Here is a 26,214-nt window from a genome sequence, read left to right as displayed (position 1 = left end):
TCCAATGGGCTCATGCCCACCCGACACGGAAATGAGCAGGATCCGCCCCGCCCCGCGGCAACCGGTGTCGGGCGGCGCCGGGCACTGCTAGCCGCCGGAGCGGTGCTCGCCGCCGGGGCCGGCGCGGCGGCCGACGAACTGGCGAGGGGCGACCGGCCGGCCGGCCGGGCCACCGCCGGCCCCCCGCCGGCCGAGGACGCGATCCCCTTCCGCGGCGCCCGGCAGGCAGGTGTCACGGCGCCCCAGCAACCGGCGACGCACCTGCTGTCCTTCGACCTCCCCCGGACCTCGGCCGCCGCCGACCGGAAGGTTCTTCGCGGTGTCCTGGCCGCGCTGAGCGGCACGCTCGCCTCCGCCGCCGCCGACTCCCCGCCGGACGCGCGGCTGCAGGGCGGTGGCACGACCCGGCTCACCTCCCTGGTCGGCGTCGGCCCCGCCCTCGCCGCCCGGCTGGACCTCGATGTCCCGGCCTCGCTGGCGGAGTTGCCGCCGTTCCCCGGCGACCGCCTCGACCCGCGCCGCAGCAACGGCGATGTCCTGGTCCAGCTGAGCGCGGCCGACCGCTGGACGCTCGCCGTCGTCGCCGAACTCGTCGCCGCCGCCGCTCACACCGCGGGCGCCGTGCCGCGCTGGTCGCAGTCCGGCTTCCTGCCCCACACTCCCCCGGGCACCACCCCGCGCAACCTGTTCGGTTCCAAGGACGGCACCGCCAACCCCGATCACGAGGCTGCCGAGCAGTGGGTCTGGGGCCCGCCCGGGGCCCACGAGGACGGCACCGTTCTGGTCTACCGCCGGATCCACATGGACGTGAAGGGCTTCGCGGCCCTCTCCGAGGACCGGCGCGACCGGGTGATCGGCCGCCGTGCCCGGGACGGAGTCGCTCTCACCGGCACCGCCGAGCGCGACGAGCCGGACATCTACGCCAAGAACCCCGACGGTTCCTACGTCATCCCCGCCACCGCCCACGTGCGCCTCGCCAGCCCCCGCTTCGACGGCGGTGCCCGTATGCTCCGCCGCAGTTACAGCTACGACGACGGACCGGGCGACCGCGGCCTCCTCTTCTGTGCCTTCATGCGCGACGCCGCCCAGTTCACCCGCGTCCAGAACCGGCTGGCCGGCCGCGACGCCCTCAACCCGTTCCTCCAGCACCGGGCCTCGGCCGTGGCCTACGTCCTGCCCGGTGCCGGATCCGCCGGGACTCTCGGCGAACGGCTCTGGGCATGACGCCCCTTGGCCCACGCGTTCACCGCCCCGGCGCGCTCAGCCCGCGACGCGGGCCATCCACTCCTCGACCTCGTCCGCCGACCGGGGCAGCCCCGCCGACAGGTTCTCGTGGCCGTCGTCGGTGACGACCAGGTCGTCCTCGATCCGGACGCCGATGCCGCGCCATTCCTCGGGCACGGTGAGGTCGTCCGGCTGGAAGTACAGGCCGGGCTCGACGGTGAGGACCATGCCCGGCTCCAGTGCGCCGCCGACGTACTCCTCGTTGCGGGCCTGCGCGCAGTCGTGGACGTCCAGACCGAGCATGTGGCCGGTGCCCGCCATGGTGAAGCGGCGCTGGAGGCCGAGCTCGTACGCGCGGTCGGCGGGTCCTTCGACGAAGCCCCACTCGACCAGCCGTGCCGCGAGGTGGCGCTGGGACGCCTCGTGGAAGTCCCGGTACGCGGCGCCCGGCTTCACGGCCGCCATGCCGGCTTCCTGGGCCTCGTACACCGCGTCGTAGACCTTGCGCTGCAGAGGAGTGAAGGTGCCGCTGATCGGCAGTGTGCGGGTGACGTCGGCGGTGTAGAGGGTGTGCGTCTCCACACCGGCGTCGAACAGGAGGAGCTCCCCCGGGCGCACCGGACCGTCGTTGTCCGTCCAGTGCATGATCGTGGCGTGCTCGCCCGCCGCGCAGATCGAGCCGTAGCCGACGGCGTTGCCCTCCAGGCGTGCGCGGCGGAAGAAGGTGCCCTCGATCCACCGCTCGGACGACGCGATCGCGCCGGAGAGCTCACCGATCGCGTCGGTGAACCCGCGCACCGTGGAGTCGACGGCCTTGCGGAGCTCACCGATCTCCCAGTCGTCCTTGACGAGACGGAGGTCGCTGAGCGCCTCCTCCAGTTCGTCGTCGCGCTCCTCGTCGGTGGTGACGGCGGCTTCGAGGGACGGGTCGACGCCCCGGACGATCCGGGTCGGCGCGCCGGAGGCGGCGGCCAGGTCGGCGGCCGCGGTGCGGACGTCCCGGCAGGGCAGGCCGAGCACCAGCTCCGACTCGGCGAGGGAGCGGCGACGTCCCATCCACAGTTCCGCCGTGGCGCCGGTCCAGAACTCGTCGTTGTCCCTGCCGTCCCGCGGCAGCTGGTAGCAGTAGGCGTCGTGGCCGCCGTCCGCCCGGGGTTCGAGCACGAGGGCGCCGTCCCGGGCCTGGTCCCCGGTCATGTGCACATAGCCGGTGTACGGGCGGAACGGGTATGTGTCGTCGTTCGAACGGGTCTTGAGGTTCCCGGAGGGGATCACCAGGCGTTCGCCCGGGAAGCGCCCGGAGAGCGCGGCACGGCGGCGGGCCGCGTACGGGGCCTGCTCGTCGAGTCGCAGGTCGTGCCGCTCGGTGTCCGCCCAGCCCGTCCGCATCAGAGCAGACAGTTCCTCGGAGATCCCTGAGTAGAGACCGTTCTTTCGCCCCTTGGCCACTGCGTACGCCTTCCTCTGGGTGGGTTCCTCGGCGGCGAGCGGTGCGGCTCGGCGCCCTCGCCGGACGCTATCCGCCGCGGACCGTCTTCGGCGCCGAGGAGTGCCACTGGCACGGATCGGCCACATCGGCCGGCCGGAGGTGTCGATAATGGGGCATATGACGAACGCGAGACTGGGTGAGGCGCTTCGGCTGCTGGGCATCGGTGAGGAGGCGAGCCGGGTGTATCTGGCGCTGCTCGAACTGGCCCCCGCCCCGTTGGGCGCGATCGCCGCCTCGGCCGGTCTGGACGGCGCGGATCTGGACGCCGCGTACGGGGCGCTGGTCGACGCCGGGCTGGCCGGCGCCGCAGCGGAGGACGGGGACGTGGTGGCCCCGGTTCCGCCGACCGCCGGCCTGGAGATCCTGGCCCGGCACCGTGCGGCCGAGGTCGAGGAGTCGCGCATCACCGTCGGGGGCGCCTTCGATTCGTTCCGGCGGCAGCGGCTGGCCGCGTACAACGACAATCTCGTCGAGGTCGTCACCGGCGATGCCATCGGCCCCAGGATTCGTCAGGCCTGGGCCAGCGCCCGCGACCAGATCCGGCAGTTCGAGTCACCGCCGTACTTCCCGCTGGCGGAGGCCACGGACGACGGGCTGGCCACCCTCGCCAGAGGGGTGACGCAGCGGGTCGTGTACTCGCGGGAGTCGCTGGAGCACCCGGGCCATCTGAAGGACGTCATCGAACCGTGCATCAAGGCCGGTGAGCAGGCCCGGGTGCTGCCGTCGGTGCCGGTCAAGCTGGTGATCATCGATGAGGCGTACGCACTGGTGTCACTGTCGATCCAGGAGGCGGACGTACACAACACCATGCTGATCGTGCAGCCGTGCGGGCTGCTCTCCGCGCTCATGGCGCTGTTCGAGCAGTCCTGGCACAACGCGCTGCCGTTCCACGGTCACACCACTCGCCCGGGCGGCCTGCAACCCGCCGACCGGCGTCTGCTGTGGCTCCTCGCGGGAGGAGCGGGCGACGACGTCATCGCCCGCGAGTTGGACATCAGCCGCCGTACGCTCTTCCGCCGGCTGCAGATCCTGATGGCCCGGCTGGGCGCCGCGAACCGGTTCCAAATGGCCCTGCAGGCCCAGCGCAACGGCTGGCTGTGATGCCGCCCTGCCGCTGTGCGTCCAACGCTAATACGAGGTAAGGCACTTGGAGATCCTCCGACTCCTCCGCCGACCGGGTCACCCGCGCATCGCAGCCCTCTGAGGCGCCGGCGTGGCCCCGGACCGCCGAGGGCTTCGTGGTCGCGCTCGGCAACCACACCGACACCTCACGTCGGTGCCGCGGCCTCGACGGCAACGAACGCTGGAACACCGGCCGGAGCACCGCGCAGCGGGAGGCCGACCCGCTGTTTCCCGGCCTAGCGGTACAAGGACAACAAGCGCGTCGTGGGCGCCAGCCTGCACAAACCGAGGCCGACCCCGATCCTCCGGCGGGCACGCGCGCGGGCGCGGCCCTCACCCCGACAGGCGTCGGCGGTGACGGCAGAAGGTGTGGCGGCCGCCGCGGTCGCGACGGGACAGCTCCTGGCGCAACACCCACTTAGGCTAGGCTAAGTTAAGCGAGATCGGTGATTCGGCCGAACGACCAGGGTGGGGGCAGACATGGGACCGGTCGTCACGGAGCGCGCGAGCGCGCGTCCGTCCGCGAGGCCACACTTCCGGCCGGAGGAACCGCGAAGCGGCACGGTCGTCGTCAAGTTCGGCGGCAACGCCATGGTGGACGCGGAGCTGCAACGGACCTTCGCACAGGACGTCGTGGAGCTGTGGCACACGGGCCTGCGCCCGGTCGTCGTCCACGGCGGCGGCCCACAGATCAGCTCGATGCTCGACCGCCTCGGCCTGGAGACCCGCTTCGAGGCGGGCCTGCGGGTCACCACTCCGGAGACCATGGAGGTGGTGCGCATGGTGCTGAGCGGCCGGGTCCAGCGGGAACTGGTCGGCCTCATCAACACCCATGGGCCCTATGCCGTGGGCATGACGGGGGAGGACGCGCACACCATGACGGCGGTGCGGCGGCCGGCCCGGGTGGACGGCCGGGCAGTGGACATCGGCCTCGTCGGTGAAGTCGTGGACGTCAACCCGGGCATGGTGGGCACGCTCCTGGAACAGGGACACATCCCGGTGGTCTCCCCCGTGGCGCGGGGCGAGGACGGAGAGGTCTACAACGTCAACGCCGACCTGGCCGCGTCGGCACTCGCCGTGGCCCTCGGTGCCGAGCGGCTGGTGATGCTCACCGATGTGGCCGGGCTGTACGCGGACTGGCCGCACAGCACCGAGGTGGTGGAGCAGCTGACGGCCGATGCGCTGGACGGGCTGCTGCCGGGGCTGGCCGGCGGAATGCTGCCGAAGATGGAGGGCTGCCTGCGGGCCGTCCGCGGCGGAGTCCGCAAGGCGAAGGTGCTCGACGGCCGCGTACCGCACGCCGTGCTCCACGGCGTCCTCGGCGAGACCGGCCCCGGCACCACGGTGGTTCCCGGCGACGGCCCGGACCACGGCGAAGACGCCGCCTGACCCGGGCCCGGACCCGTGGTCAGAGAATCGTCGAAAGGATCCGCGCGTTGCGACGGGGGTCCAGGGACTTTGCCCAGGACGTGGGTGCCGAGCGCGCGGCCGTGGGCACGAAGCCGTACTGGAGGAACAGGTCACCACCGCCGGTCGTCGCCGTGAACAGGGCGCCGAGCGACCGGGCGCGGGCCGTGGCCAGCGCGGCGCGCAGGAGCCCGGCGCCCACCCCGTACCCCTGCCGGTGCCCGGCCACACAGAAGTTGTACAGAACGCCCACGGCACCGTGCGCCTCTCCCGGGCCCGCCGGGTACACCCGCAGGCCGACGGCGCCCTCGACGGGGCACCCGGGCCCCTGCGCCACGAGAAAGTCGGCCGCGTGGACGGCGTAGAGCGCGGCGGGCCGCTCCCGCAACGCCCCCGAACGGACGAACGGCCGTGACAGTACGGCGAGTTCGGCGGCGTCCTCCGCGCGGGCGGGACGCACGGAATGTGTCGCCACGGGAAGCGCGGGGAACGCGGGGAACGCGGGACGCAGTGGGGCGGGGCGCGACGGGGCATGGCGCGGCGGGGCCGTGATCAAGACTTTCCTCACTCGGTTCACGACCGGAACCCGGTTCACGACCGGAACCCGGCCGATCGGAACCCGGTTCGCGGTCGGAGATCTGCTCGCCGCGGTGCCGCTCCGAGGCGACGGAGGCAGCCACCGACGAGCCCTTCCCGCAGGCGAGGGCGGGGTTACGCCGTGCCGGTTCAGTCGGTGGCCGCCGCGAGGGACCGGGGGCGCAGATCGGTCCAGTGGGTCTCGATGTACTCCAGGCAGGCCTCTCGGCTGTTCTCGTCGAAGGCGATCGTCCAGCCGCCGGGCACCTCGGCGAAGGAGGGCCAGAGCGAGTGCTGCCCCTCGTCGTTCACCAGGACCAGGAAACGGCCTTCGGGGTCGTCGAAGGGATTGGTGCTCATGTGTCGGGGCCTCCTCGGGGCCGACGGGCCGGTGACGGCGGCGTCGTGAGTGTGCGTCAGGGCTCGGGTGCGGGCGGTATCGGAAACAGAGGGAGCCAAGTCATTAGGTTAGGCTCACCTAATACCGACTGAGCCTAACCTCTTCCCCTTCCCTCTCACAAGGAGACGCCGATGCACCTGGTGAGCCCCTTCGCCGGGTTCGGACTGCCCGGCGAGCCCGGCACCGACGAGTTCTGGGCGGTGGCCCGGACCCCCGTGTCGGTACCCGCCGACGGCGGCGGCTGGCGGACCCTGTTCCTCCGGCGCGGCGGCGAGGCCCTCATCGACTTCGAGAGCTGGTCGCCGCCGGTCCCCCTGCGCCGGTGGGCCGACACGGACTGCTGGTACGCCGAAGTGCGGATGCCCGCACGGCTGCGGGTCACCTACCGGTTCATCGCGGACGGCGCGGCCTGCGCCGATCCGTTCAACCCGGTCGGGGCCGGCGGCGACCGGTCCATCGCCGCGACCCCGGACGCCCCGGCCCAGCCGCACTGGCCGGCCGTGGGCGCCGACGACGTACTGCCGCTCCCCCGCACCCGGCTCCGCTGGGCGAGCGAGCGGCTCGGCGGCCGGCGCACCGTGCGCGTCCACCCGGTGGGCGGCGGCGGGCCGTTGGTCCTGCTGCTCGACGGGGACGACTGGCTGCATCTGCACCCGGCGACGACCGCGTTCGAATCGGCCGCGGCCTGCGGCGAGATGCCGCCCGTCACCCTGGTCTTCCTGCCGTCCAAGGACCGGCAGGCCGAATTCGGCTGCAGGCCCGAGCTGTGGGAGGCGGTCCGGGACGAACTGCTGCCGCTGGTCGCGGAATCCGGTGTCCCCGCCGACCCGGACCGACTGGTGGTGGCCGGGCAGAGCCTGGGCGGGCTGAGCGCGCTGTACGCGGCGCTGGAGTTCCCGGACCTGGTCTCGCGGGTCGCCTGCCAGTCGCCGTCCTTTTGGTGGGCGCCGGGCGCGGCGGACCTGCCGGACCCGTTGGGCGGACCGGTCGGGGGCGCCGTCGTCGCGCGGCTGCGGAGCGGCCCCGACCTGTCCGGTCTGCGCTGCGCGTTCGACGTCGGGGAGCACGAGACGCGGATGCTGCCGCACTGCGAGCTGACCGAGGCGCTGACCGAGCGGGCCGGTGCGACGGTACGGGTGTCGCGGTCGGCCTCGGACCACGACCGGGCGGGCTGGCGCCACGCCCTGCTCAGGGATGTCGCCTGGGCCCTCGCCTGAGCGGTGCCGGGGACGTGCATGAGACACGTCCCCGGCACCGGCCTCTCAACGGGCCACGGCCAGGCAGTAGTTCTCGTCGCCGGCCAGCAGGTTGCGGTGGGTGTCCTCGGCGGTGACGACCCCGTCGTCCAGGACGAGCACCCGGTCCGCGGCGTCCAGCAGGGCCGGGCTGCTGGTGAGCACCACCGTGGTGCGGCCGCGGCGCAGCTTCGCGACATTGCGGGCGATGAGCTGTTCGGTGACCGCGTCGACGGCCGTCGTCGGGTTGTGCAGGACCAGCACATCGGCGTCGGCGGCCAGCGCGCGGGCCAGGGAGAGCCGTTGGCGCTGTCCTCCGGAGAGGTTCGCCCCGCGGTCGCGGACCGCGTAGTCGAGCCCGTCGCGGTGGAGGGCGACGACATCGGTGAGCATGGATGCCTCGACGGCTTCGGGGATCGTCCGGCTCGTTCCCGACGGGTCGATGTTGGTGCGCAGCGTGCCCGCGAAGATCTCCCCGTCGTACGGGTTCACCAGCAGGTGCTCGCGGACCGCCTCGACCGACAGGTCCGCCATCGCCTGCCCGCCGACCCGCACCACTCCCGCGTACGCGTCGGGCGCGACGTTCACGGCGAGGACCGACGCCAGGTCGGCCGCCGCCCGCGGCTGGTAGGCGGCGATCGCCACGAACTCCCCGGCGGCCACTTCGAACTTGAGCCCGCTCAGGGCCCCGTACCGGACGCCGTCGACCACCAGGCCGCCACCCGTCGCCGGGCGCTGCGGACCCGGGGTCGTCACCGGCGGCGCGGAGAGCACCAGCGCCATCCGCTCGGCCGAAGCCCGCGCCATCATCACGTACTTGGGCATCTCCGAGAACATCTTGAGCGGTTCGATGATGAACTGCGCGAGGCCCACGGCCATGACGAGTTCCCCGATGGTGATCCGGCCGGCGAACGCCAGCCAGCCCGCCGTCAGGGACACGGCGGCGGCGAGGACCGCGTTGAGGGCCAGCGCGGTGCCCGCGTAGGCGCCGTTCACCCGGGCGACGGTGATCGCCTGGCGCCTGGCGTCCGTGCTGACCCTCCGGTAGGAACCGAACGCGGCGTGGTTGCCGCCGAAGCCGTGCAGCGGGCGCAGGCCGGTGATCAGGTCGGCGACCTTCGCGCCCGCCCGCGCCACCCGGGCCTGCTGTTCGCGGGTACTGGTGCCGATCCGCTTCGACATCACGGCCAGGACCGACAGGATCGCGAAGGTCCCCACGATCACCAGCAGGCCGAGCCTGATGTCGGCCAGGCTCAGCGCGACCGCGGCGACCACCACCGCGACCAGGGAGCTGATCAGCAGCGGCACCACCTCGATGATGTCGGCGGTCTGGTCGGCGTCCTCGGTGGCGATGGTGAGCACCTCGCCGGACTTCAGGTCGATGTCCCTGGCCACCGGCTGGAGCCCGCAGGCGGCCACCCGCACCCGCCAGCGGTGCGCCTCGGTCGTGTTGGCCTTCTGCAGGACGCGCATGCCGAACCGCCACGACAGCGAGACCGTCGTGATGATCACGGCCAGCGCGCCGATCGACAGACCGAGCGCACCGGGACTGCGGTCCTGCATGGTGTGCTCGACGATCAGGCCGAGCGCGATGGGGAAGGCCGTCTCCCCCGCCTGGTACAGGCCCATGAGGACGGTGCCCCGGACCATGGGGCCCACATTGCGGCGCAGCGCGGTCCGCAGGATCTCCGCCCCCGGCCGGGGGCGCTGCGTGTCAGGAGTTTTCATCAAGGTGGCGGGCAATCGCTTCCGGGGTTCGCAGGGTGAACAGATCACGGATCGTGATCACAGGACCGTACTCCCGGCGGAGCAGCCCGGTCAGCCGCACCGCCAGCATGGAGTGCCCGCCGAGGGACACGAAGTCGCTCACCGCGCTCACCTCGTCGTCGTCCAGGTCGAGCGCCTCGGCGAAGTACTCGCAGACCACGGTCTCGGTCCCGGTCTCCGGGCCGCGTTCGCCGGCCGTGGTCAGTGCGCCGAGCGGCCTGGCCTCCGGCAGTGCCCCGGTGTCGGCCTTCCCGTTCACGGTCAGCGGGATGCTGTCGACCTGGGCGTAGTGCGTCGGACGCAGGAAGTCCGGCAGAGCCGCGCCCACTTCGGCGGCGACCCGCGCCAGGTCGGCGCCGTCCAGTACGAGATAGGCGGCCAGCCGGTACGCGCCGTCGACCTGCGGGTCGGGCTGGGCGACCGCTGCGGCCAGACGCACCGCCGGGTGCGCCGCGAACACCGCCTCGACCTCGCCGAGTTCGACCCGGTGTCCGCGGATCTTGACCTGCTGGTCGGTGCGGCCCAGATATGTCAGGTTCCCGTCGGTCCGGCGGATCACCAGGTCCCCGGTGCGGTACATGCGCTCGCCGGGGGCGCCGAACGGGCAGGCGACGAAGCGGTGCGCGGTCTGGGCGCTCTGCCCGAGGTAGCCGCGCGCGATGCCGATGCCCGATACGTACAGCTCGCCCGGGACTCCGTCGGGCAGCGGTCGCAGCCACGGGTCCAGTACGTACACCTCGGTGTTGTCGATCGCCACGCCCACCACCGGGTCCTGGCACTCGAAGGTGCCGACGCCGAGGGTGTTGATGGTGTACTCGGTCGGCCCGTACAGGTTGTAGCCGACCGTCCCCTCGGTTCCGGCGAGCCGCTGCCAGAGCGTCGGGGTGACGGCCTCGCCGCCCAGCAGTACCAGTGCCGGGCGCCGTCGCGGGTTGTCGAGCAGGCCCTCGGCCACCAGCTGCTGGGCGTAGGTCGGGGTCACGTTGATGACGTCGATCCCGTGCTCACCGCAGTACTCGACGAGCCGGGGGGCGTCGCGGCGCAGTTCCTCGTCGCAGATGTGGACCTCGTGGCCGTCGGCGAGCCACAGCAGTTCCTCCCACGACATGTCGAACGCGAACGACACGGTGTGGGCGATGCGGAAGACCCGGTGGCCGTGCTCGGCGAGCACCGGTTCGAAGATCCGTCGCCGGTGGTTGATCAGCATGTTGGTGAGCCCGGCGTACTCGGTCACCACACCCTTGGGCTTCCCGGTCGAGCCGGAGGTGTAGATCGTGTACGCGGGGTGCCGCAGGCGGTCCGGGTCGTCCGGCGCGAACGTCACGTACGGATCGGCCGCGGGCAGCGGGCGGTCCAGCTCGATCAGGTCGCCGCTCAGCCGGGGTGACACCGCGCTCACGGTGAGGATCACCTCGGGCCGGGCGTCCGCGACGATCGCCGCGATCCGCTCGTCCGGGTGGTCCAGTTCCAGCGGTACGTAGGCGGCGCCGACGCGCAGCACGGCGAAGAGCGCCACGATGGAGTCGAGGGAGCGCGGGACCGCGAGGCCCACGGCCGTCTCGGGTCCGATGCCGCGCGCGGCGAGCACCCCCGCCACCGCCCGGCTGCGTTCCTGGAGCTGGGCGAAGGTCAGCGTCGAGCCGTGGGCGACGAGCGCGACCCGCTGCGGATCGCGGTCCGCGGCCCGGTCGAAGCGGTCGACGACGGTGTCGGTGCCGATGTCGGTGCGTGCGGCGGGCCCGGGGGCCGGGGCCGGTCCCGGCAGCGCGCCCAGCCGGCCCGTGGACCGGGCAAGGTCCTCCAGCACCCGCAGGTACTCGTCGAGGAGACGGCGGGCGCCGTCGGGGTCGTCGTCGCGGTGCTCCAGCTTGACCGTGAGCCGGTCGCCGGGCGTGACGACCCAGGTGAACGGGTAGTGCGTGGAGTCGTCGGCCCGCACCGAGGTGATGCCGTGCCGGGCGTTCATCTCGGCGAAGGCGTCCAGGTCCAGGAAGTTCTGGAGCACGAACAGGTTGTCGAACAGGGTGTCGTGGCCGCCGGCCCGCTGGATCTCGCCGAGTCCCAGGTGCTCGTGTTCCATCGCCTCGACCCGGGCCGCCTGTACGGCGGTCAGATACCCGCCGACCGTGTCGCCGGGCCGGGCACGTGTCCACATCGGCACCGTGTTGAGCAGCACGCCGACGATCCCGTCGTGGCCCTCGCCCTCCCGGCCCGAGACGGTCACGCCGAACACCGCGTCGCTGCGGCCCGTGCGGGCACCGAGCAGCAGGCCGAACGCACCGGTCAGCACCGAGTTCAGGGTGACGCCGTGCACCCTGGCGGCCTCCCGCAGCAGTGCGGAGAGCTCGGCGGACATCGTGTGCGTGAGGGCGCGCGGCAGCGCGTCGGAGAGGGCCGGGGCCGGTCCGGCGAGCAGGGTCGGACCGGACAGGCCGGCCAGGTGCTCCGCCCAGAAGCGGGTCGACACCTCGGGGTCCTTGGCGTCGAGCGCCCGGGCGTACTCCTCGAAGCCCGGCACCGCCGGGGCGGCGACCGGTGCTCCGCCCGCCACGACGGCCTCGTACGCGTCGAACAGGTCCCGCAGCACGATCTCGCGGGACCAGCCGTCCCAGAGCAGCAGGTGGTAGCTGAGCAGCAGGCCGTCCCGGCCGCCGGGCAGCCGCACCACGGTCAGCCGGACCAGTGGCGGCTCGGCGGGGTCGAAGCCCGCCTCGCGGTCGCGGACGCGCAGCGCCTCGGTCTCGGCGTCCGTCGTGAGTTCGACGGTACGGACGTCGACCCGCCGGTCCGCCCTGAGGACCTGGACCGGGTTTCCGTCGTCGTCGGTGGTGAAGCCCGCGCCCACGACCGGGTGGCGTCCGATCACGTACGCCATCGCCTCGGCCAGCGCGCCGGTGTCCAGGCGCCGGTCGAAGGTGAACCAGCTCTGCGCGACGTAGTGTCCGGCCGGGCCGGCCAGCTGGGCCTGGAAGAACAGGCCCCGCTGGAGCGGGGTCACCGGTGCGGTGCGCTCGGCCGTCGCGCAGGCGTCCGCGATGTGTTCCAGCGCGCCGATCCAGTGCCCGGCGATCGCGTCGGGTATGCCCTCGGCGAGGGTGAACTCCGCGTGCAGGCTTCCGGTGGTGTCGTCGGTCCAGGCGTTGACCTCGACGGCGTACGGGCTGTGCTCCTCGCCGCCGGTGAGGTGGAGGGCCCGGGACTCGCCGCCCCGGCCGAGGTAGTTGAACAGCACCTGCGGGCGGGCGGTCAGCAGCGGGGCGGTCTGCGGGTTGAGGTATCTGAGCCGGCCGTAGGCGATGTGCCCGGACTCGTCGGGCTGGCGTTCGGCGAGCTCGCGGGCCGCCGCCACGGGGTCGGTGTGCGCGGTGAGCCGCACCGGTGCGATGGCGGTGAACCAGCCGACGGTGCGGGAGTAGTCGTGGTGTTCCAGGGCCGGGACACGGCCGTGCCGCTCCAGTTCGACCGCGAGATCGGTGGGTGTGGGCTGGACGTGGGTCAGCGCGGTGCGCAGCGCGCCGCAGAGCAGTTCGGTGAGGCCCACGCCGAGTGCGGCGGGGGCGGTGCGGGTCACCAGGTCGCCCGTCCCGGGGGCGAGTACGACCGTAGTCCTCCGCAGGCCCCGGACCTCGGGCAGCAGTGCGGGCGCCCGGAGGGTGGTGATCCAGTGGCCGAGGCCGTCGGTCTCCTGGGCGGACCGGACGGCCAGCGCCTCGGCGTACTCGGCGTACGGCGTGGTCGGGGGTGCCAGGGGCGCGCCGTTCATCGCGGTGGTCAGGTCGTCGAGGAGGATCAGCCAGGACACCGCGTCGACGGCGAGGTGGTGCACGGTGACGACCAGGGTCCGGCTCGCCGCCAGCCAGGAGAACGCGATGACGTCCCCGGCTTCGGGGTCCAGCCGCCCGGCCGCCTCGTTCGCCGCGGCGGTCGCGTCGGCGGCGTCCGACGGAACGACGGTGACCTCGCGGGCGGGTTCGGTGCTCAGCGCCCACACGCCGTGCTCGACGCCCAGCCGGAGCCGGAGCACCGGGTGCGCGGCCACGACGGCGTTGGCGGCGCGCCGGACGTCGGCGAGACCGATGTCCTCGGCCACCGCCAACGCCCGTGCCTGGGCGAACCGGTCGAGCGATCCGCCCAGTTCGCGCCGGCGCAGGACGATCGGGGTCGCCGGCAGCGGGCCGTCCTCGCGGCGGGGCGCCGCGGGCGCCGTCGGCTGCGGGGCGTGCGTGCCCAGGTGGGCGGCGAGCGCGCGCGGTGTCTTCAGCAGGAACACGTCGCGCGGCGCGATCGGCAGGCCGAGCGCCCGGGCCCGGTTGATCACGGTGATGGCGACGATGCTGTCGCCCCCGGCGCCGAAGAAGTCGGTGTCGGCGTCCACGGTGACGCCGGGCAGCGTCTCGGTGAAGATGCCGATCAGCACGGTGAGCGCGGTGCCGGCCGCGGCCACCGGTGCGGTGTCCGGTGCGGTCGGCGTCCCGTCCCCGGCGGCGCGTTCGGCCAGGGCCCTGCGGTCCAGCTTGCCGTTGACCGTCAGCGGCAGTGCGTCGACCGGCAGCACCCGGCCCGGCACCATGTGGACGGGCAGCTTGGCGGCGAGCAGGCCGGTGAGGTCGTCGGGCACCCGGCCCACGACGTGTGCGACGAGGTGGTCGCCGTCGTCCGCCACGGTGACGGCCGCGTCGACGACGCCGTCGATCTCCCGGACCGCGGACTCCACTTCGCCCAGCTCGACGCGGAAGCCCTTGAGCTGCACCTGGTCGTCGGCCCGGCCGGTGAACTCCAGCTCCCCGTCGAGCGTGCGGCGGGCGAGGTCTCCCGTGTGGTACATGCGGGAGCCGTCGGACGCGAACGGGTCGGCCACGAACCGGCCCGCGGTGAGTCCCGGCCGGCCCAGGTAGCCGAGCGACACCTGGTCACCGGCGACGTAGATGGCGCCGACCCGGCCCGGCGGCACCGGCCGCAGCCGGTCGTCGAGCAGATGGACGACCAGGCCGGGGATCGGACCGCCGATCGGGCTGACGTCGTCACCGGCGGCGAAGTCCTCGTCGGTCAGCACCCGGTGGGTGACATGGACGGTGGTCTCGGTGATGCCGTACATGTTGACCAGCTCGGGCGATCCGGTGCCGTACCGCTCGATCCAGCCGCGCAGCCGCCCGAGGTCCAGCGCCTCGCCGCCGAAGACGATCCGGCGCAGTGCGGTGACCGGTTCACCGGCGTGCCGGTCGGCCTCGACGAACCGGTGGAACGCCGACGGGGTCTGGTTGAGGACGGTCACCCCCCGCTCGCGGACCAGCCGGTGGAAGTCGACCGGGGAGCGGGTCAGCGCGTAGTCCGGGACCAGCAGCTCGCCGCCGTGCACCAGGGCGCCCCACAGCTCCCAGACCGCGAAGTCGAAGGAGAAGGAGTGGAACTGGACCCATACGTCGTCCGGGCCGAAGCCCATGTCGGGGGCGGTGTTGGCGAGGAGCGTCACCACGGCGGAGTGCGGGACGGCGACGCCCTTGGGCCGCCCGGTCGAGCCGGAGGTGTAGATCACGTACGCGGGGTCGTGCGGGGCGGCGACGGGCCCGTCGGTGGCCCGCGGCAGCTCGTCCCCCTGGACGAGCACCCGGGCCTTCACGCCCGCGCGGGCCAGCAGCCGGGTGAAGCGGTCCCGCTGTTCCCGGTCCACGAGCACGACCTGCGGGGCGGCGTCGGCGAGAACGTACTCCAGCCGCTCGTCCGGGTACGCCAGGTCCAGCGGCACGTACGCGCCGCCCGCGGTGACGGTCGCGACCAGCGCGACGACCTGCTCCACGGAGCGCGGGACGGCGACGGCGACCCGCTTGCCGGAGCCGATCCCCGCCGCGCGCAGGATCGAGGCCAACTCCGTTTTGGCTACGGCCAGTTCACCGTAGCTCAGGGACCGGGTGGCGCCGTCCAGGGCGCACTGGGTGACGGCGGTGGCCGCCGGGTCACGGCGCGCGGCGGCGTCGAACAGCTCGCCCAGGGTCGCCGGAGGGACCGGCGCCGGGCGCCGGGCGGCATCCGGGGCCAGGTCACCGACCGGGGCGTCCGGGCGGTCCAGCAGGCCGGTGAGCGTCTCGCCGAAGGAGCGCAGGATCGCCCCGGCGGTTGCCTCGCGCAGCAGCTCACCGTCGTAGATCAGACTGAAGCGCGGCCGGCCCTCGGACGTGCGCTCCACCACCAGCGTCAACGGGTAGTGCGGAGCACCCTCGTTGACGATCCCGGAGACGGTCAGGGTGTCGTCGTCGCCGCGCAGCGCGGCCAGGTCGGTCGCGACGTCGAAGACCACCAGGGTGTCGAAGAGGGGGCCGGTGCCGGCCTGGCGGCCGATCCTGGCCAGTGAGACGTGCTGGTGCGCCAGCACCGTGCTCTGGTGTTCCCTGACCGTGGCGAGCAGTTCGCGCGCCGTGGTTCCTTCGGACCAACGGGCACGCACCGGAACGGTGTTGATGAACAGGCCCACCATGTCCCCGATGCCGGGCAGTTCCGCGTCACGCCCGGAGACGGTGGAGCCGAAGACGACGTCGTCGGCGCGCAGGATGCCGCCCAGGGTCACCGCCCACGCGCTGTGCACGGCCACGCTCAGGGGCACCCCGGCCGACCGCGCGGCGGCGTCGATGTCGTCGGCGGGCTCGACGGCGATGTCGGCGAACCGTTCGGAGGGGGTGTGCCCCTCGGCGACCAGCGAGGGGCCGGGCAGTGCGGCGAGTTCGCCGCGCCACACCCGGTCGCTCTCGTCCTGGTCGCGTGCGGCGAGCCAGCCCACGTAGTCGCGGTAGCCGCCGAGCGGGTGCACGGTGCCCGGTGCGTGGTACTCGGCCAGCAGCGCGCGGAGCATCGGCGGTACGGACCAGCCGTCGGCGATGATGTGGTGCACGGTCTGCACCAGCACGTTGCGCCCGGAGCCGGTGCGGATGAGCGTGTAGCGCATCAACGGCCCGGTGGCCAGGTCGAATCCGGCGCGGCGGTCCCGCTCGGCGTGCTCGCGGATCTCGTCGTCGGTGATGGCGGGGCGGTCCAGCACGGTGAACGGAGCCGGCGTGCCGCTTTCGAGCACGGAGACCACCCGGCCGTCCGCGAGGGCGGTGAACCGGGCGGCCAGGTTGGGGTACAGCGTGAGCAGCCGGGTGGCCGCCGCCGCGAGCCGGCCGGCGTCCACGTCGCCGTCCAGGGTCAGCAGTTGCTGTTCGACGTAGCTGCCGGTCGCGTCGTCGTCGAAGACCGAGTGGAAGTACAGGCCCTCCTGGAGGGGGGTCAGCGGCAGGACGTCGCGCAGCGCGGGGCCGTCCAGGTCGTCGACGTCGGCCTGGGTGAGTTCCACCAGCGGGAAGTCGCTGGGGGTGTGGCCGCCCTCTTCGAGCGCGGCCAGGGTGGTCAGGGCGGACCGGAAGTACCGGCCGAGGGTGGTGATGTCCTCGTCGGTGAACATCCCCTCGGGCCAGGAGATGGTGGTGACCAGCCGGTACTCGCCGTCGGTGCCGGGTTCGGCGATCGCGTTGAACTCCAGGGCGCGCGGCAGCCGCATCCTCGGATCCCGCTTCTCGCCCAGCTGGCCTGTGGTGTGGGCGAGTTGCCAGTCGCCGCCGATGCCCGCGTCGAAGCGGCCGAGGTAGTTGAACAGCACCTGCGGTGCCGGGGTGGCCGGTCCGGCCCCGGTCAGGTGGTGCAGGACGCCGTAGGAGACGCCGTTGCCCGGCACCCGGGCGAGGTCCTCCTTGACGGCCTTGAGTGCGGCGGCCAGGTACGCGGGTGCGGTGAGGTCGGCCGCCGCGCCGGGGTCCACGGTGACCGGGAACAGCGTGGTGAACCAGCCGACGGTACGGGACAGTTCGGGCTCGAAACCGGCGGCTTCGGCCACCACACCTCCCTCCCGGCCGTGTCCCTCCAGCTCGATGTGGGCGAAGGTCTGGTCCTGGCCGCGGTCGCGGCGCCACCGGGCGAGGGTGACGGCGAGCGCGGTGAGCAGTACGTCGTTGACGCCCGCGTGGAACCTCGCGGGGACGGCGCCCAGCAGCGCGGCCGTGTCCTCGGGCCCGATGCCGACGGTCCTGGTCCGCTCCCGGGCGACGGTGTCCGCCCCGGTGTGCGCACGCCTGCCCAGCGGTGCGTCCGCGCCCGGCAGCGGCCGCTCGTAATGGGTGCGGTCCGCATCGAAGTCCGTGCGCGCCAGCAACTGCGTCCATCGCCTGAACGACGTGCCCGCCCGCGGCAGTTCGACCGGGGCGCCCGAGGCGTACCGGCTCCATGCCGTGGCCAGATCGTCCATCAGGATCCGCCAGGACACACCGTCGATCACGACGTGGTGGGCGACCAGGACCAGTTGCCGCGCCGCACGGCGCCACACCGCGCGCAGCATCACGCCCCGGTCCGGGTCGAGCCCCTCGGCGGCGAGCGCGACGCACTCCTCCAGCGGGCGGCCGCTCTCCTGCCACCCCACGACGGCCCGGCCGGCCTCGGGGATCTCGAAGCCCCAGCGCTCGCCCCGCACCAGCTCGGCACGGAGCATGTCGTGCCGCCCCAGCACCGCGGCGAGGATCCCGTCGAGCGCCTCGGCGGTCAGCTCCGCCGGGGTGTTGAGCACGACGGACTGCACGAAGCCGTCGATGGCGTCGGTGGTCCGGCCGAGCCACTGCACGATGGGCGATCCCACGACGGAGCCGGTCGCGACATCGCCGCGGTCCGCGACGGACACGTCCTCGCGGCTCGCCACCGCGGCCAGCGCCCCGAGGCCGCTGTGGGTGAAGATCTGCCGCACGGTGACGTAGAGCCCGGCGTCCCGCAGTGCGCCGAGCAGCGAGACGGCCAGGATGCTGTCGCCGCCGAGCCGGAAGAAGTCCTGGTCGACACCGACCTGTTCGAGCCGCAGCACCGACGCGACGGCCGCGCACACCGCCCGCTCGTTCCCGGTGACGGGAGCCACGACGGAGCCGGTGCCGATGACGGGCTCCGGCAGGGCGCGCCGGTCGAGCTTGCCGTTGGCGGTGAGCGGGAACTCCGTCATCACGACGAGGTGGGTGGGCACCATGTACTCGACCATGTGCCCGGCGGCCCACGCCTTGACGTCGTCCGCCCGCAGGTCCTCGTGACCGGCGGCGGGGATCACGTACCCCACCAGGTAGGTGCCGCCCGCGGTGTTCTTCTTCGCGACGACGCAGGTGTGGCGTACCCCCGGGTGTTCCGCGAGGCCCGCCTCGACGTCCTCGATCTCCAGCCGCATGCCGCGGATCTTGATCTGGTTGTCGGCGCGGCCGAGGAAGTCCAGCGACCCGTCCGGGGCGAACCGGGCCAGGTCACCGGTCCGGTACAGCCTGGACCCGTCGGAGGCGAAGGGGTTGGCCACGAACCGGGACGCCGTCAGGCCGGGTGCGTTGACGTAACCGCGCCCCAGGAGGAAGCCGCCCGCGTACAGCTCGCCGCCGACCCCGACGGCGACCGGGCGCAGCTCGTCGTCGAGCACGTACAGCTGGGTGTTGGGGTTGGCCCTGCCGATCGATGTCGACAGCCGCTCGGCCTCGCCGCGGTAGACGACGTGGGAGACGCCGATGGTCGTCTCGGCCGGGCCGTAGCCGTGGTACAGCGGGATGTCGAGCTGGGTGCGGAACCGCTCGTACAGCTCGGGGGTCAGTACCTCGCCGCCGCACCACACGTGCCGCAGGCTGTCCAGGCAGCCGGAGTCGCCCGCCATCTCCAGGAGTACGTCCAGCATCGACGAGACCAGGTAGGTGAAGGTGACCCGGTGCTCGGCGATCACGCTCAGCAGGTGGTGCGGGTCGCGTTCGCCGCCGGGCCGCAGGATCACCAGCCGTCCGCCGGAGACCAGCGGCAGGAAGATCTCGTTGACGGAGATGTCGAAGGAGAGCGGCGCCTTGAACAGCGAGGCGTCGTCGTGGCCGAAGCCGAGGATCTCCTCGACCTGCCACAGCAGGCGCTCGCTGATGGCCTCGTGCCGGATCATGGCGCCCTTGGGCCGCCCGGTCGAACCGGACGTGAAGATCACATAGGCCAGGGCCGTGCCGGGGATGTCCCCCTCCGGTCCCTCGGCCGGATGGCCGCCGAACTTCCAGTCGCCGAGATCGACGGCCACGGCTTCCGGTTCGCCCCGGCCGCACTCACCCGAGTCGTTGAGCTGCAGTACGGCGCGGGCGTCCTCGACGACGACGGCGCGGCGCGCGGCAGGCCACTGCGGGTCGAGCGGCACGAACGCGCCCTTCGCCCGCAGCACGGCGAGGAGCCCGACGACCATCTCGGCGGAGCGTCCCAGCGAGATCCCGACGACCTGCTCCGCACCGAGTCCGCGCGAGATCAGGTGGTGGGCCAACTGAGCTGAATACTCGTCCGCCTGACGGTAGGTCAAGAAGCGGTGTTCATCGATGATCGCGATGTCGTCCGGTCGGCTGCGGGCCTGCTCGCGGAACATCTCCACGACGGTCGGGCGGACCCGGTCGGCCCGGGTGTCGTTCCACCGGGCCAGGGATTCGAGCCTCGCCGCCGGACCGGACGGGCCGACGGTGCCGAGGGGCCGGTCCGGGAAGTCGGCCAGGTCGTCCAGTGCGAGCTGTACGTCGGCGAGGGCCGCGCCGGCCGGGACGGCGATGCTCCGGCCGTCCTCGCCGGGCTCCCAACCCGCGCTCCCGGCGCCGCCGTTGTCGACCCAGCCGAGCACGTCGGTGAACTGCGTACCCGGGGTGAGGTCCAGGCCCTCGGGGCCGGCGCCGGTCGCCCAGTACCCCAGTGCGATGGCGCACGCTCCGGCGATGGTCCGGTCACCGTAGTCGCCGGTCCGCCGGCGTACGGCGGTCAGGCGAGCGGGAGAAAGCAGCACACGAGGGGCGCTCGTTTCCATCATCGACGACTCAGCATCCTTCCAGGATATGAAAGTTGGCTTGACCCAACTCAGGCTTGGCTAACTGCCCTCGCGCCAGGCGCGCCACAGGCGCGCGTACTGGCCGCCCAGAGCCACCAACTCCCCGTGCGTTCCCTCCTCCACCACACGTCCCTCGGACAGCACGGCGATCCGGTCCGCCGCCATCGCCTGGGTCAGCCGGTGCGCCACGAACAGCGTGGTCCGGCCCGAGCAGGCGGCCAGCACGGCCCGTTCGAGTTCGGCGGCGCCCTCGCTGCCCGCCTCCGCGGTCGACTCGTCGAGCACCACCACCGGGGTGCGGCCCAACACCAGCCGGGCCAGGGCGATCTGGGCGACCTTGGTGACATCGAGGCGCTCGCCGCCCTCACCGACCATGGTGTTCAGCCCGTCGGGCAGCAGTTCCACCCACTCGCCGGCGCCGACCGTGCGCAGGGCGTCCAGCAGCCGGTCGTCGCTCGCGCCGGGTGCGGCGAGCCGCAGGTCCTCGGCGAGCGGCCCCGAGAAGACATGGGTCTCCTGCGTCAGGATGCTCACCAGGGCCCGCGCCCCGGCCTCGTCCAGACCGGCGAGGTCCTGCGATCCGATGCGCACCGACCCGGTCTGCGGCGTCCCCGTGCCGGCGACGAGGGCGGCCAGGGTCGACTTGCCCGCGCCCGTCGCGCCCACCAGGGCGAGCGAACCCCCGGCCGGGACGGACAGGTTCACCTCCTGCAGGACCGGTTCGTCGCTGCCGGGATAGCTGAAGGTCAGCCCCTCCACGGTCACCGGATACGCCCCGGGGTCCGCCTGCGCGACGGACACATCGCCCACCAGCCGGTCCTCCGCGGGTTCCCCCAGCACCCCGACCAGACGGGTGAGGCTCGCGCCGGACTTCTGCGCCTCGTCGAAGGTGAACATGATGGCGCCCAGCGGGGTGAACAGCCGGTGGAACATCAGCGGGGCCGCGGACACCTCGCCCAGTGAGGCGGCGTCGGCCTCCAGCAGGGCGTATCCGACCACGATGATGAGGACCAGTCCGATGAACTCGGCGCGGTTCTCCCGGCCGACGAACCGCCCGAAGAACCGGAACACCTCGACGCCGAGATCGCGCACCCGCCACGACTCCTCGGTGACCTTCTCGCGGACGGCGCCCTCCAGGCGGTACGCCCGTACGGTGTCGATCCCGTCGAGACCGCTGATCAGCGCCTGCGCACGGTCGGCCTGTGCGGCCCGCTGCTTGCGGTAGAGCGGTGCGGAGCGGGGCAGGTACCACCGCAGGGCCAGCGCGTACGCGGGCAGTGCGCCGGCGCCGGCCAGGCCGAGCCGCCAGTCCAGTCCGAACATGCCGACCGTGGCGATGACGACCAGCACGCCCGCCGAGAACACGGTGGGGATGGCCGCCCTGATGCCCCTGGACAGCACGGCCACGTCGTCACCGACCCGGGACAGCACATCGCCCCGGCCGACCTGTTCGACGCGGGCGCTCGGCATCCCGAGCACCGCGCGGACGGCGCCCTCCCGCAGCCGGGCGAGCAGATCCGCGCCCAGCCGCCCGATCAGATATGTCGAGAGCGCGGTGGGCCCCCCGCCGAGCAGCGCGGCGGCCCCCATCAGCACCCCGACCGTGACCAGCACGGAGCGCGACTCGTTCTCGACCACCCCGTCGACCACCTGGCCCAGCAGGAGCACGGGAAGCACCTGGAGCGCCGCCCCGGCCACCGTGGTGAACACGGTGGAGGCCGTCAGCCACGGGGCGCGGCGGCAGTGCGCCACGACCCACGCGGTGGCCTCGCCCCCGGTCGCCGTGCGCAGGGTTGCGGGGGCGACGGGAGCGTCTGTGGAACTCACACGAAGACCAAATCTCTCCGGGGACGGGGCCGTCCGGTCGGCATTGCTACTTGACCGACTTGACGAGCTCGTCGATCGCGTACGGCAAGGAAAGCAGGGTTCCCTGGGACATCGCGGCACCGACCGCCGGGCCCTCGCTGTCCAGCAGGTACGAGACCTTGCCGTTCTTGACCGCGGGGAGGTTGGTGAACAGCTCGAACTTCTTCAGCGCGTCCGTGTCCGCCTTGTCGTTGATGACGAAGATGCGGTCGACGTCGACCAGGTCGATGCGCTCGGGGGACAGCACGGTGAAGAACTTGCCGTCCGCGACCGAGTCGATCTTGGTCTGGTACTTGAATCCGGTGCCCGTCACCAGTCGGCCGCGCACGTCGGTGGAGGTGAACGGCGCGACGGAGTCCTTGTACCAGGACAGCGCCACGGCGGTCTGCTTCGCGAACTCCGGGTGCGCCTTGGCGGCCGCGTCGAGCTTGCCCTGGATGCCCTGCACCAGCTCGGTGCCCTCGGACTCCTTGCCCAGCGCCTTGGCGATGTGCACCGCGTTGTCCTGCCACGGCGCGCTGAAGGGCTCCTTCTCGCCCTTGGTGCGGCCCACCGTCGGGGCGATCTTGGAGAGCTTCTCGTAGGCGGCCTTGTCGATCTCGGAGTAGACCGCGATGATCAGGTCCGGCCGCAGCGAGGCGATCTTCTCGTAATTGGGGCCCGAGTCACCGTTGCTCATCACGACCTCGGGGCGGGTGTCGCCCCACTTGTCCTTGACCCAGGGCCACTGGGTGTTGATGTCGGGGGACTTGCCCGCCGGATTCGGGTACTGGTCCACCATGCCGACCGGCTTGATGCCCAGGGCCAGGATGGCCTGGTCGTCCGTGTAGCCCACGGAGACGACGCGCTCGGGGGCCTTGGTGATCTCCGTGGATCCGAATGCGTGCTCGACGGTGACCGGGAAGGCGCCGGAGGCGGCGGCCGGAGCGTCCTCGTTCTTCTTGTCCGCCGAATCGGAACCGCACCCCGCGAGGAGGCCGACGCCGAGCGTCGCGGCGGCCAGTGTCGCCGCCACCCGCCGCCAGGGCCTCACACGCGTCGTTCGATGGAGAAGCATCCGGTATCCCTTGCTTTCACACAGTCCACTGCACCTCAATGTAAGGGCAGCCAAACCTTACCCTGTTCAAGTGAGGTCAGCCTAGCCTAACCTTCGAACTTTCCCCTGTCGGGCATCACTTGGGCCGGTCCTCCCGGAACGCCGGGTTCTACGGGTCGAGCCGGACGTGCGTACGGCCGATCGGCACGATGAGCGGCCGGTCGCCCACCGGGTCGTCGATGACCGTGGCCCGCAGCCCGAAGGCCTCGTCCAGCAACTCGGCGGTGATCACATCGCGCGGGTGCCCCTGCGCCAGGATGGAGCCCGCCCGCATCACGATCAGGTTGTCGCTGTAACGGGTCGCCAGATTGAGGTCGTGCAGCACCATGACCACGGTGCACCCCGACTCGTGCAGGTCGTCGACCAGGTCGAGCACGTCGATCGCGTGCGCCAGGTCCAGGTACGTCGTCGGCTCGTCCAGGAGCAGCAGATCGGTGCCCTGGGCCAGCGTCATGGAGATCCAGACACGTTGGCGCTGTCCGCCGGAGAGCGAGTCGACCGGACGGTCGGCCAGCTCGGACACCCCGGTCATGGCCAGTGCGCGTTCCACCACGCCGGCGTCGTCCGAGGACCACTGCCGCAGCCAGCTCTGGTGCGGGTGGCGCCCCCTGGCGACCAGGTCGGCCACGGTCAGCCCCTCGGGCGCGACCGGCGCCTGCGGGAGCAGACCGAGCTTCTTCGCCACGTCCCTGGTCCGGAGCCTGCCGATGTCCTCGCCGTCCAGCACGACCGCCCCCGAGGTCGGCTTGAGCAACCGGGTCAGCGTGCGCAACAGGGTGGATTTCCCACAGCCGTTGGGGCCGATGATCGTGGTGATCACCCCGGGGGGTATCGCCACGTCGAGGCCGTCGATGACTGTCCGGCCGCCGTATCCGACCGTGACGCCCCTGGCCGCCAGCCGTGGTACGCCCTTGACCCCGGCGCCGGTCACGGCGTCGGTTCCGGCATCGGTCCCGGTGGTGAACTGAGCGGCCACGAGCCCTCCTTGTGTAGATCTGTTCCGCATTCTTGGCGCCTACCTGAGGTTTGCCCGCACCAGCAGGTAGATGAGGAAGGGCCCGCCGATCGCGGCGGTGACCACGCCGACCGGGAGGGTGATCGGCAGCGCCGTGCGCGCGACCAGGTCCGAGCCGATCAGCAGCACCGCGCCGACCAGACCGGAGGCCACCATCGGCGGCGTCGGGAACCTGGCCAGACGCATCGCGACCTGCGGCGCCACCAGGGCGACGAACGGGACCGGACCGGCCGCGCTCACCGCCAGCGCGGCCAGCAGGACCGCGCACAGCAGCAGGGCGGCCCGCACCCGGGAGTACCGGACGCCGAGGCCGGCGGCGACCTCGTCGCCGAGGTGCATCGGCTTGAACTGGAAGGCGACGGCGGCCACGACGACGACGAGGACGAGCGTGCCCCAGAACGCCACCCGGACCTCGTCCCACGACCGGCCGTCCAGCGAACCGACCAGCCACGACTGGGCCCTGGCCACGTCCTTGATGTCGGCGGAGACCAGCAGCCAGGTCGTGATCGCCTCCATCACGGCGCTCACCGAGATGCCGATGAGGATGAGCCGGAAGCCGTCGATCCCGCGCCGCCAGGCCAGGAAGTACACCAGCAGACCGGTGCCGAGACCGCCCGCGAGCGCCGCCGCGGGCAGGCCCACCGAGCCGACGACCGCCGCCGCGGCGCCGCCCGACGCCGTCACCAGGAAGACCGCGACCGCGCCGGCTCCCCCGGTGATGCCCAGGATGTCCGGGCTGGCGAGCGGATTGCGTGCGACGGACTGGGTGATCGCCCCGGACATCCCCAGCGCGAACCCCACGACGAGACCGGCCAGGGCGCGCGGCATCCGCAGGTCCATGATCACGAACTCGTCGACCTGTTCGCCCCGGCCGAGGATGGTGGCGATCACCCGGGGCAGCCCGATGGGGAAGTCCCCGACGCCGATGGAGATGCAGAAGATCAGGAAGGCCGCCGCCGCCAGCAGCAGCGTGACCAGGACGAGCCAGGGCCGCCAGACGAACGACACTTGGCCGAGCCGTACGCCCGGTGCCACCGATGGATTCATGTCCGTCCCGTTCATGCGCTCTTGAACTTTCCGCGCCACACCAGGACCGCGAAGAACGGGGCGCCGAGGAGGGCGACCACGACGCCGGCGTCCAACTCGCCCGGCCGCACCACCAGTCGGCCCGCGATGTCGCAGACCAGCAGGATCACGGAGCCGAGCAGCCCGGCGTACGGCACCAGCCAGCGGTAGTCCGGGCCGGTCAGGTGGCGGGCCACGTGGGCCACCATGAGGCCGAGGAACGCGATGGGGCCGCACGCCGCCGTGGCCGCGCCCGCCAGCAGGGTGATGGCGACGATGCCGACGGTCCGGCTCAGCGCGATGTTCACGCCCAGCCCCCGCGCCACGTCGTCGCCCAGATTGAGCAGGTTGAGGGCGGGCAGGGTGATCAGCGCCAGCACCAGTCCGACCGCGATGAACGCGGTGACCGGCCGGATGACGTCGAATCCGACACCGGCCACGGAGCCCGAGTTCCAGAACCGCAGCGCGTTCAGCGACTTCTGGTCGGAGAGCGCGACCGCGGTGGTCATCGCCGCGAGGAAGACCGTGAGCCCCTGCCCGGCCAGGGCGAGCGTCAGCGGGTTTCCCGCGCCCCGGCCGATGCTCGCCAGGCCGAAGACGACGACACCGGCGACCGCCGCCCCGAGGAAGGCGAACCAGACGTACTGGAACGGGTCGGCGAACCCGAACACCGCGATCACCGACACCACGGCGAACGAGGCGCCGGCGTTCACCCCCAACAGGCCGGTGTCGGCTATGGGGTTGCGGGTGTACCCCTGGATCAGCGCACCGCCGACCCCCAGGGCGAGGCCCGCCACGATCGCCAGCACCGTCCGGGGCACCCGGACGGTGTGCACGATGAGCCTGATCTCGGTGAGCCGCCGGTCGGCCTCGGGCGCCGTGAACAGCCCGTGCCAGACCTCGGCGGGGCTCAGCGCACGCGCGCCGACGGCCAGCGACACCGCCGCCGCGATCACCAGGGCGGCCAGGAGCGCGCCCAGACCCAGGATCCGCCGCCGGCGGGCCTGCGTCGTACCCCCGGGTGCGGGGCGCTCAACTGCAATCGTGCGCATGTCGACGTTCGTCATCCCTCGTGATCCGCCGGG

General features: G+C 72.6%; 14 protein-coding genes. 4 read left to right on the top strand and 10 right to left on the bottom strand.

Going from position 1 to position 26,214, the window contains the following annotated elements; all coding sequences use genetic code 11:
• Positions 1-12: 12 nt before the first annotated feature.
• Complete coding sequence (locus AADR41_RS11835; RefSeq protein WP_342281314.1) at positions 13-1,224, top strand: Dyp-type peroxidase; 1,212 nt, start codon at positions 13-15, stop codon at positions 1,222-1,224.
• Between the two features lie 36 nt (positions 1,225-1,260).
• Here AADR41_RS11835 and AADR41_RS11830 read toward each other — a convergent pair whose 3' ends face one another.
• Positions 1,261-2,673 carry an aminopeptidase P family protein gene (locus AADR41_RS11830; protein ID WP_446751020.1) on the bottom strand — a complete coding sequence of 471 codons (1,413 nt, stop codon included), beginning with the start codon at positions 2,671-2,673 and terminating at the stop codon, positions 1,261-1,263.
• 157 nt (positions 2,674-2,830) lie between these two features.
• Here AADR41_RS11830 and AADR41_RS11825 point away from each other — a divergent pair, with 157 nt between their 5' ends.
• Together AADR41_RS11825 and argB are read left to right on the top strand one after the other, a co-directional pair.
• Positions 2,831-3,814, top strand: coding sequence for a LuxR family transcriptional regulator (locus tag AADR41_RS11825; protein ID WP_342281313.1), 984 nt, complete (start codon positions 2,831-2,833; stop codon positions 3,812-3,814).
• A 501-nt stretch (positions 3,815-4,315) separates the two neighbouring features.
• Positions 4,316-5,224 (top strand): acetylglutamate kinase, encoded by a 909-nt coding sequence (gene argB / locus AADR41_RS11820; RefSeq protein ID WP_342281312.1) that lies wholly within the window; start codon positions 4,316-4,318, stop codon positions 5,222-5,224.
• A gap of 19 nt (positions 5,225-5,243) precedes the next feature.
• Here the strand turns inward: argB and AADR41_RS11815 are convergent, their stop codons facing one another.
• Together AADR41_RS11815 and AADR41_RS11810 are read right to left on the bottom strand one after the other, a co-directional pair.
• Positions 5,244-5,717, bottom strand: coding sequence for a GNAT family N-acetyltransferase (locus AADR41_RS11815; RefSeq protein WP_342281311.1), 474 nt, complete (start codon positions 5,715-5,717; stop codon positions 5,244-5,246).
• 251 nt (positions 5,718-5,968) lie between these two features.
• Positions 5,969-6,178: an MbtH family protein gene (locus AADR41_RS11810; RefSeq protein ID WP_342281310.1), complete on the bottom strand. Its 210-nt coding sequence runs from the start codon at positions 6,176-6,178 to the stop codon at positions 5,969-5,971.
• A 171-nt stretch (positions 6,179-6,349) separates the two neighbouring features.
• On the opposite strand from AADR41_RS11810, the gene AADR41_RS11805 reads away from it, so the two are divergent.
• Entirely contained in the window at positions 6,350-7,435 is a 1,086-nt protein-coding gene (locus AADR41_RS11805; RefSeq protein ID WP_342281309.1) for an alpha/beta hydrolase-fold protein, read from the top strand.
• A 45-nt stretch (positions 7,436-7,480) separates the two neighbouring features.
• On the opposite strand, the gene AADR41_RS11800 is transcribed toward AADR41_RS11805, so the two are convergent.
• From AADR41_RS11800 to AADR41_RS11770, 7 genes are all read right to left on the bottom strand, one after another.
• Complete coding sequence (locus tag AADR41_RS11800) at positions 7,481-9,181, bottom strand: ABC transporter ATP-binding protein (protein ID WP_342281308.1); 1,701 nt, start codon at positions 9,179-9,181, stop codon at positions 7,481-7,483.
• Positions 9,168-20,069, bottom strand: coding sequence for a non-ribosomal peptide synthetase (locus tag AADR41_RS11795; RefSeq protein WP_342281307.1), 10,902 nt, complete (start codon positions 20,067-20,069; stop codon positions 9,168-9,170). The genes AADR41_RS11800 and AADR41_RS11795 overlap by 14 nt, the downstream gene beginning before the upstream one ends.
• Positions 20,070-20,126: 57 nt before the next feature.
• The gene (locus tag AADR41_RS11790) at positions 20,127-21,914 is read right to left on the bottom strand and encodes an ABC transporter ATP-binding protein (protein WP_342281306.1); all 1,788 of its coding nucleotides are present in this window, start codon (positions 21,912-21,914) and stop codon (positions 20,127-20,129) included.
• Positions 21,915-21,960: 46 nt separating this feature from the next.
• Entirely contained in the window at positions 21,961-23,010 is a 1,050-nt protein-coding gene (locus AADR41_RS11785; protein WP_342281305.1) for an iron-siderophore ABC transporter substrate-binding protein, read from the bottom strand.
• A 148-nt stretch (positions 23,011-23,158) separates the two neighbouring features.
• The gene (locus AADR41_RS11780) at positions 23,159-24,025 is read right to left on the bottom strand and encodes an ABC transporter ATP-binding protein (protein ID WP_342281304.1); all 867 of its coding nucleotides are present in this window, start codon (positions 24,023-24,025) and stop codon (positions 23,159-23,161) included.
• A gap of 39 nt (positions 24,026-24,064) precedes the next feature.
• Entirely contained in the window at positions 24,065-25,126 is a 1,062-nt protein-coding gene (locus AADR41_RS11775; protein ID WP_342281303.1) for a FecCD family ABC transporter permease, read from the bottom strand.
• Positions 25,123-26,181 carry a FecCD family ABC transporter permease gene (locus AADR41_RS11770; protein ID WP_342281302.1) on the bottom strand — a complete coding sequence of 353 codons (1,059 nt, stop codon included), beginning with the start codon at positions 26,179-26,181 and terminating at the stop codon, positions 25,123-25,125. Before AADR41_RS11770 ends, AADR41_RS11775 begins: the two co-directional genes overlap by 4 nt.
• Between the last annotated feature and the right edge of the window lie 33 nt (positions 26,182-26,214).

Source organism: Streptomyces sp. CLV115 (genome assembly GCF_038448545.1).
GTDB lineage: Bacteria > Actinomycetota > Actinomycetes > Streptomycetales > Streptomycetaceae > Streptomyces > Streptomyces sanglieri.
This window is presented reverse-complemented; position numbering and strand designations above follow the sequence as displayed.

Excerpts from the sequence above, each read along its gene's own strand:
- AADR41_RS11835 (WP_342281314.1), top strand. The coding sequence starts at position 13 with ATGCCCACCCGACACGGAAATGAGCAGGATCCGCCCCGCCCCGCGGCA.
- AADR41_RS11825 (WP_342281313.1), top strand. The coding sequence starts at position 2,831 with ATGACGAACGCGAGACTGGGTGAGGCGCTTCGGCTGCTGGGCATCGGT.
- argB (WP_342281312.1), top strand. The coding sequence starts at position 4,316 with ATGGGACCGGTCGTCACGGAGCGCGCGAGCGCGCGTCCGTCCGCGAGG.
- AADR41_RS11810 (WP_342281310.1), bottom strand. The coding sequence starts at position 6,178 with ATGAGCACCAATCCCTTCGACGACCCCGAAGGCCGTTTCCTGGTCCTG.
- AADR41_RS11805 (WP_342281309.1), top strand. The coding sequence starts at position 6,350 with ATGCACCTGGTGAGCCCCTTCGCCGGGTTCGGACTGCCCGGCGAGCCC.
- AADR41_RS11800 (WP_342281308.1), bottom strand. The coding sequence starts at position 9,181 with ATGAAAACTCCTGACACGCAGCGCCCCCGGCCGGGGGCGGAGATCCTG.
- AADR41_RS11795 (WP_342281307.1), bottom strand. The coding sequence starts at position 20,069 with ATGATGGAAACGAGCGCCCCTCGTGTGCTGCTTTCTCCCGCTCGCCTG.
- AADR41_RS11785 (WP_342281305.1), bottom strand. The coding sequence starts at position 23,010 with ATGCTTCTCCATCGAACGACGCGTGTGAGGCCCTGGCGGCGGGTGGCG.
- AADR41_RS11775 (WP_342281303.1), bottom strand. The coding sequence starts at position 25,126 with ATGAACGGGACGGACATGAATCCATCGGTGGCACCGGGCGTACGGCTC.
- AADR41_RS11770 (WP_342281302.1), bottom strand. The coding sequence starts at position 26,181 with ATGCGCACGATTGCAGTTGAGCGCCCCGCACCCGGGGGTACGACGCAG.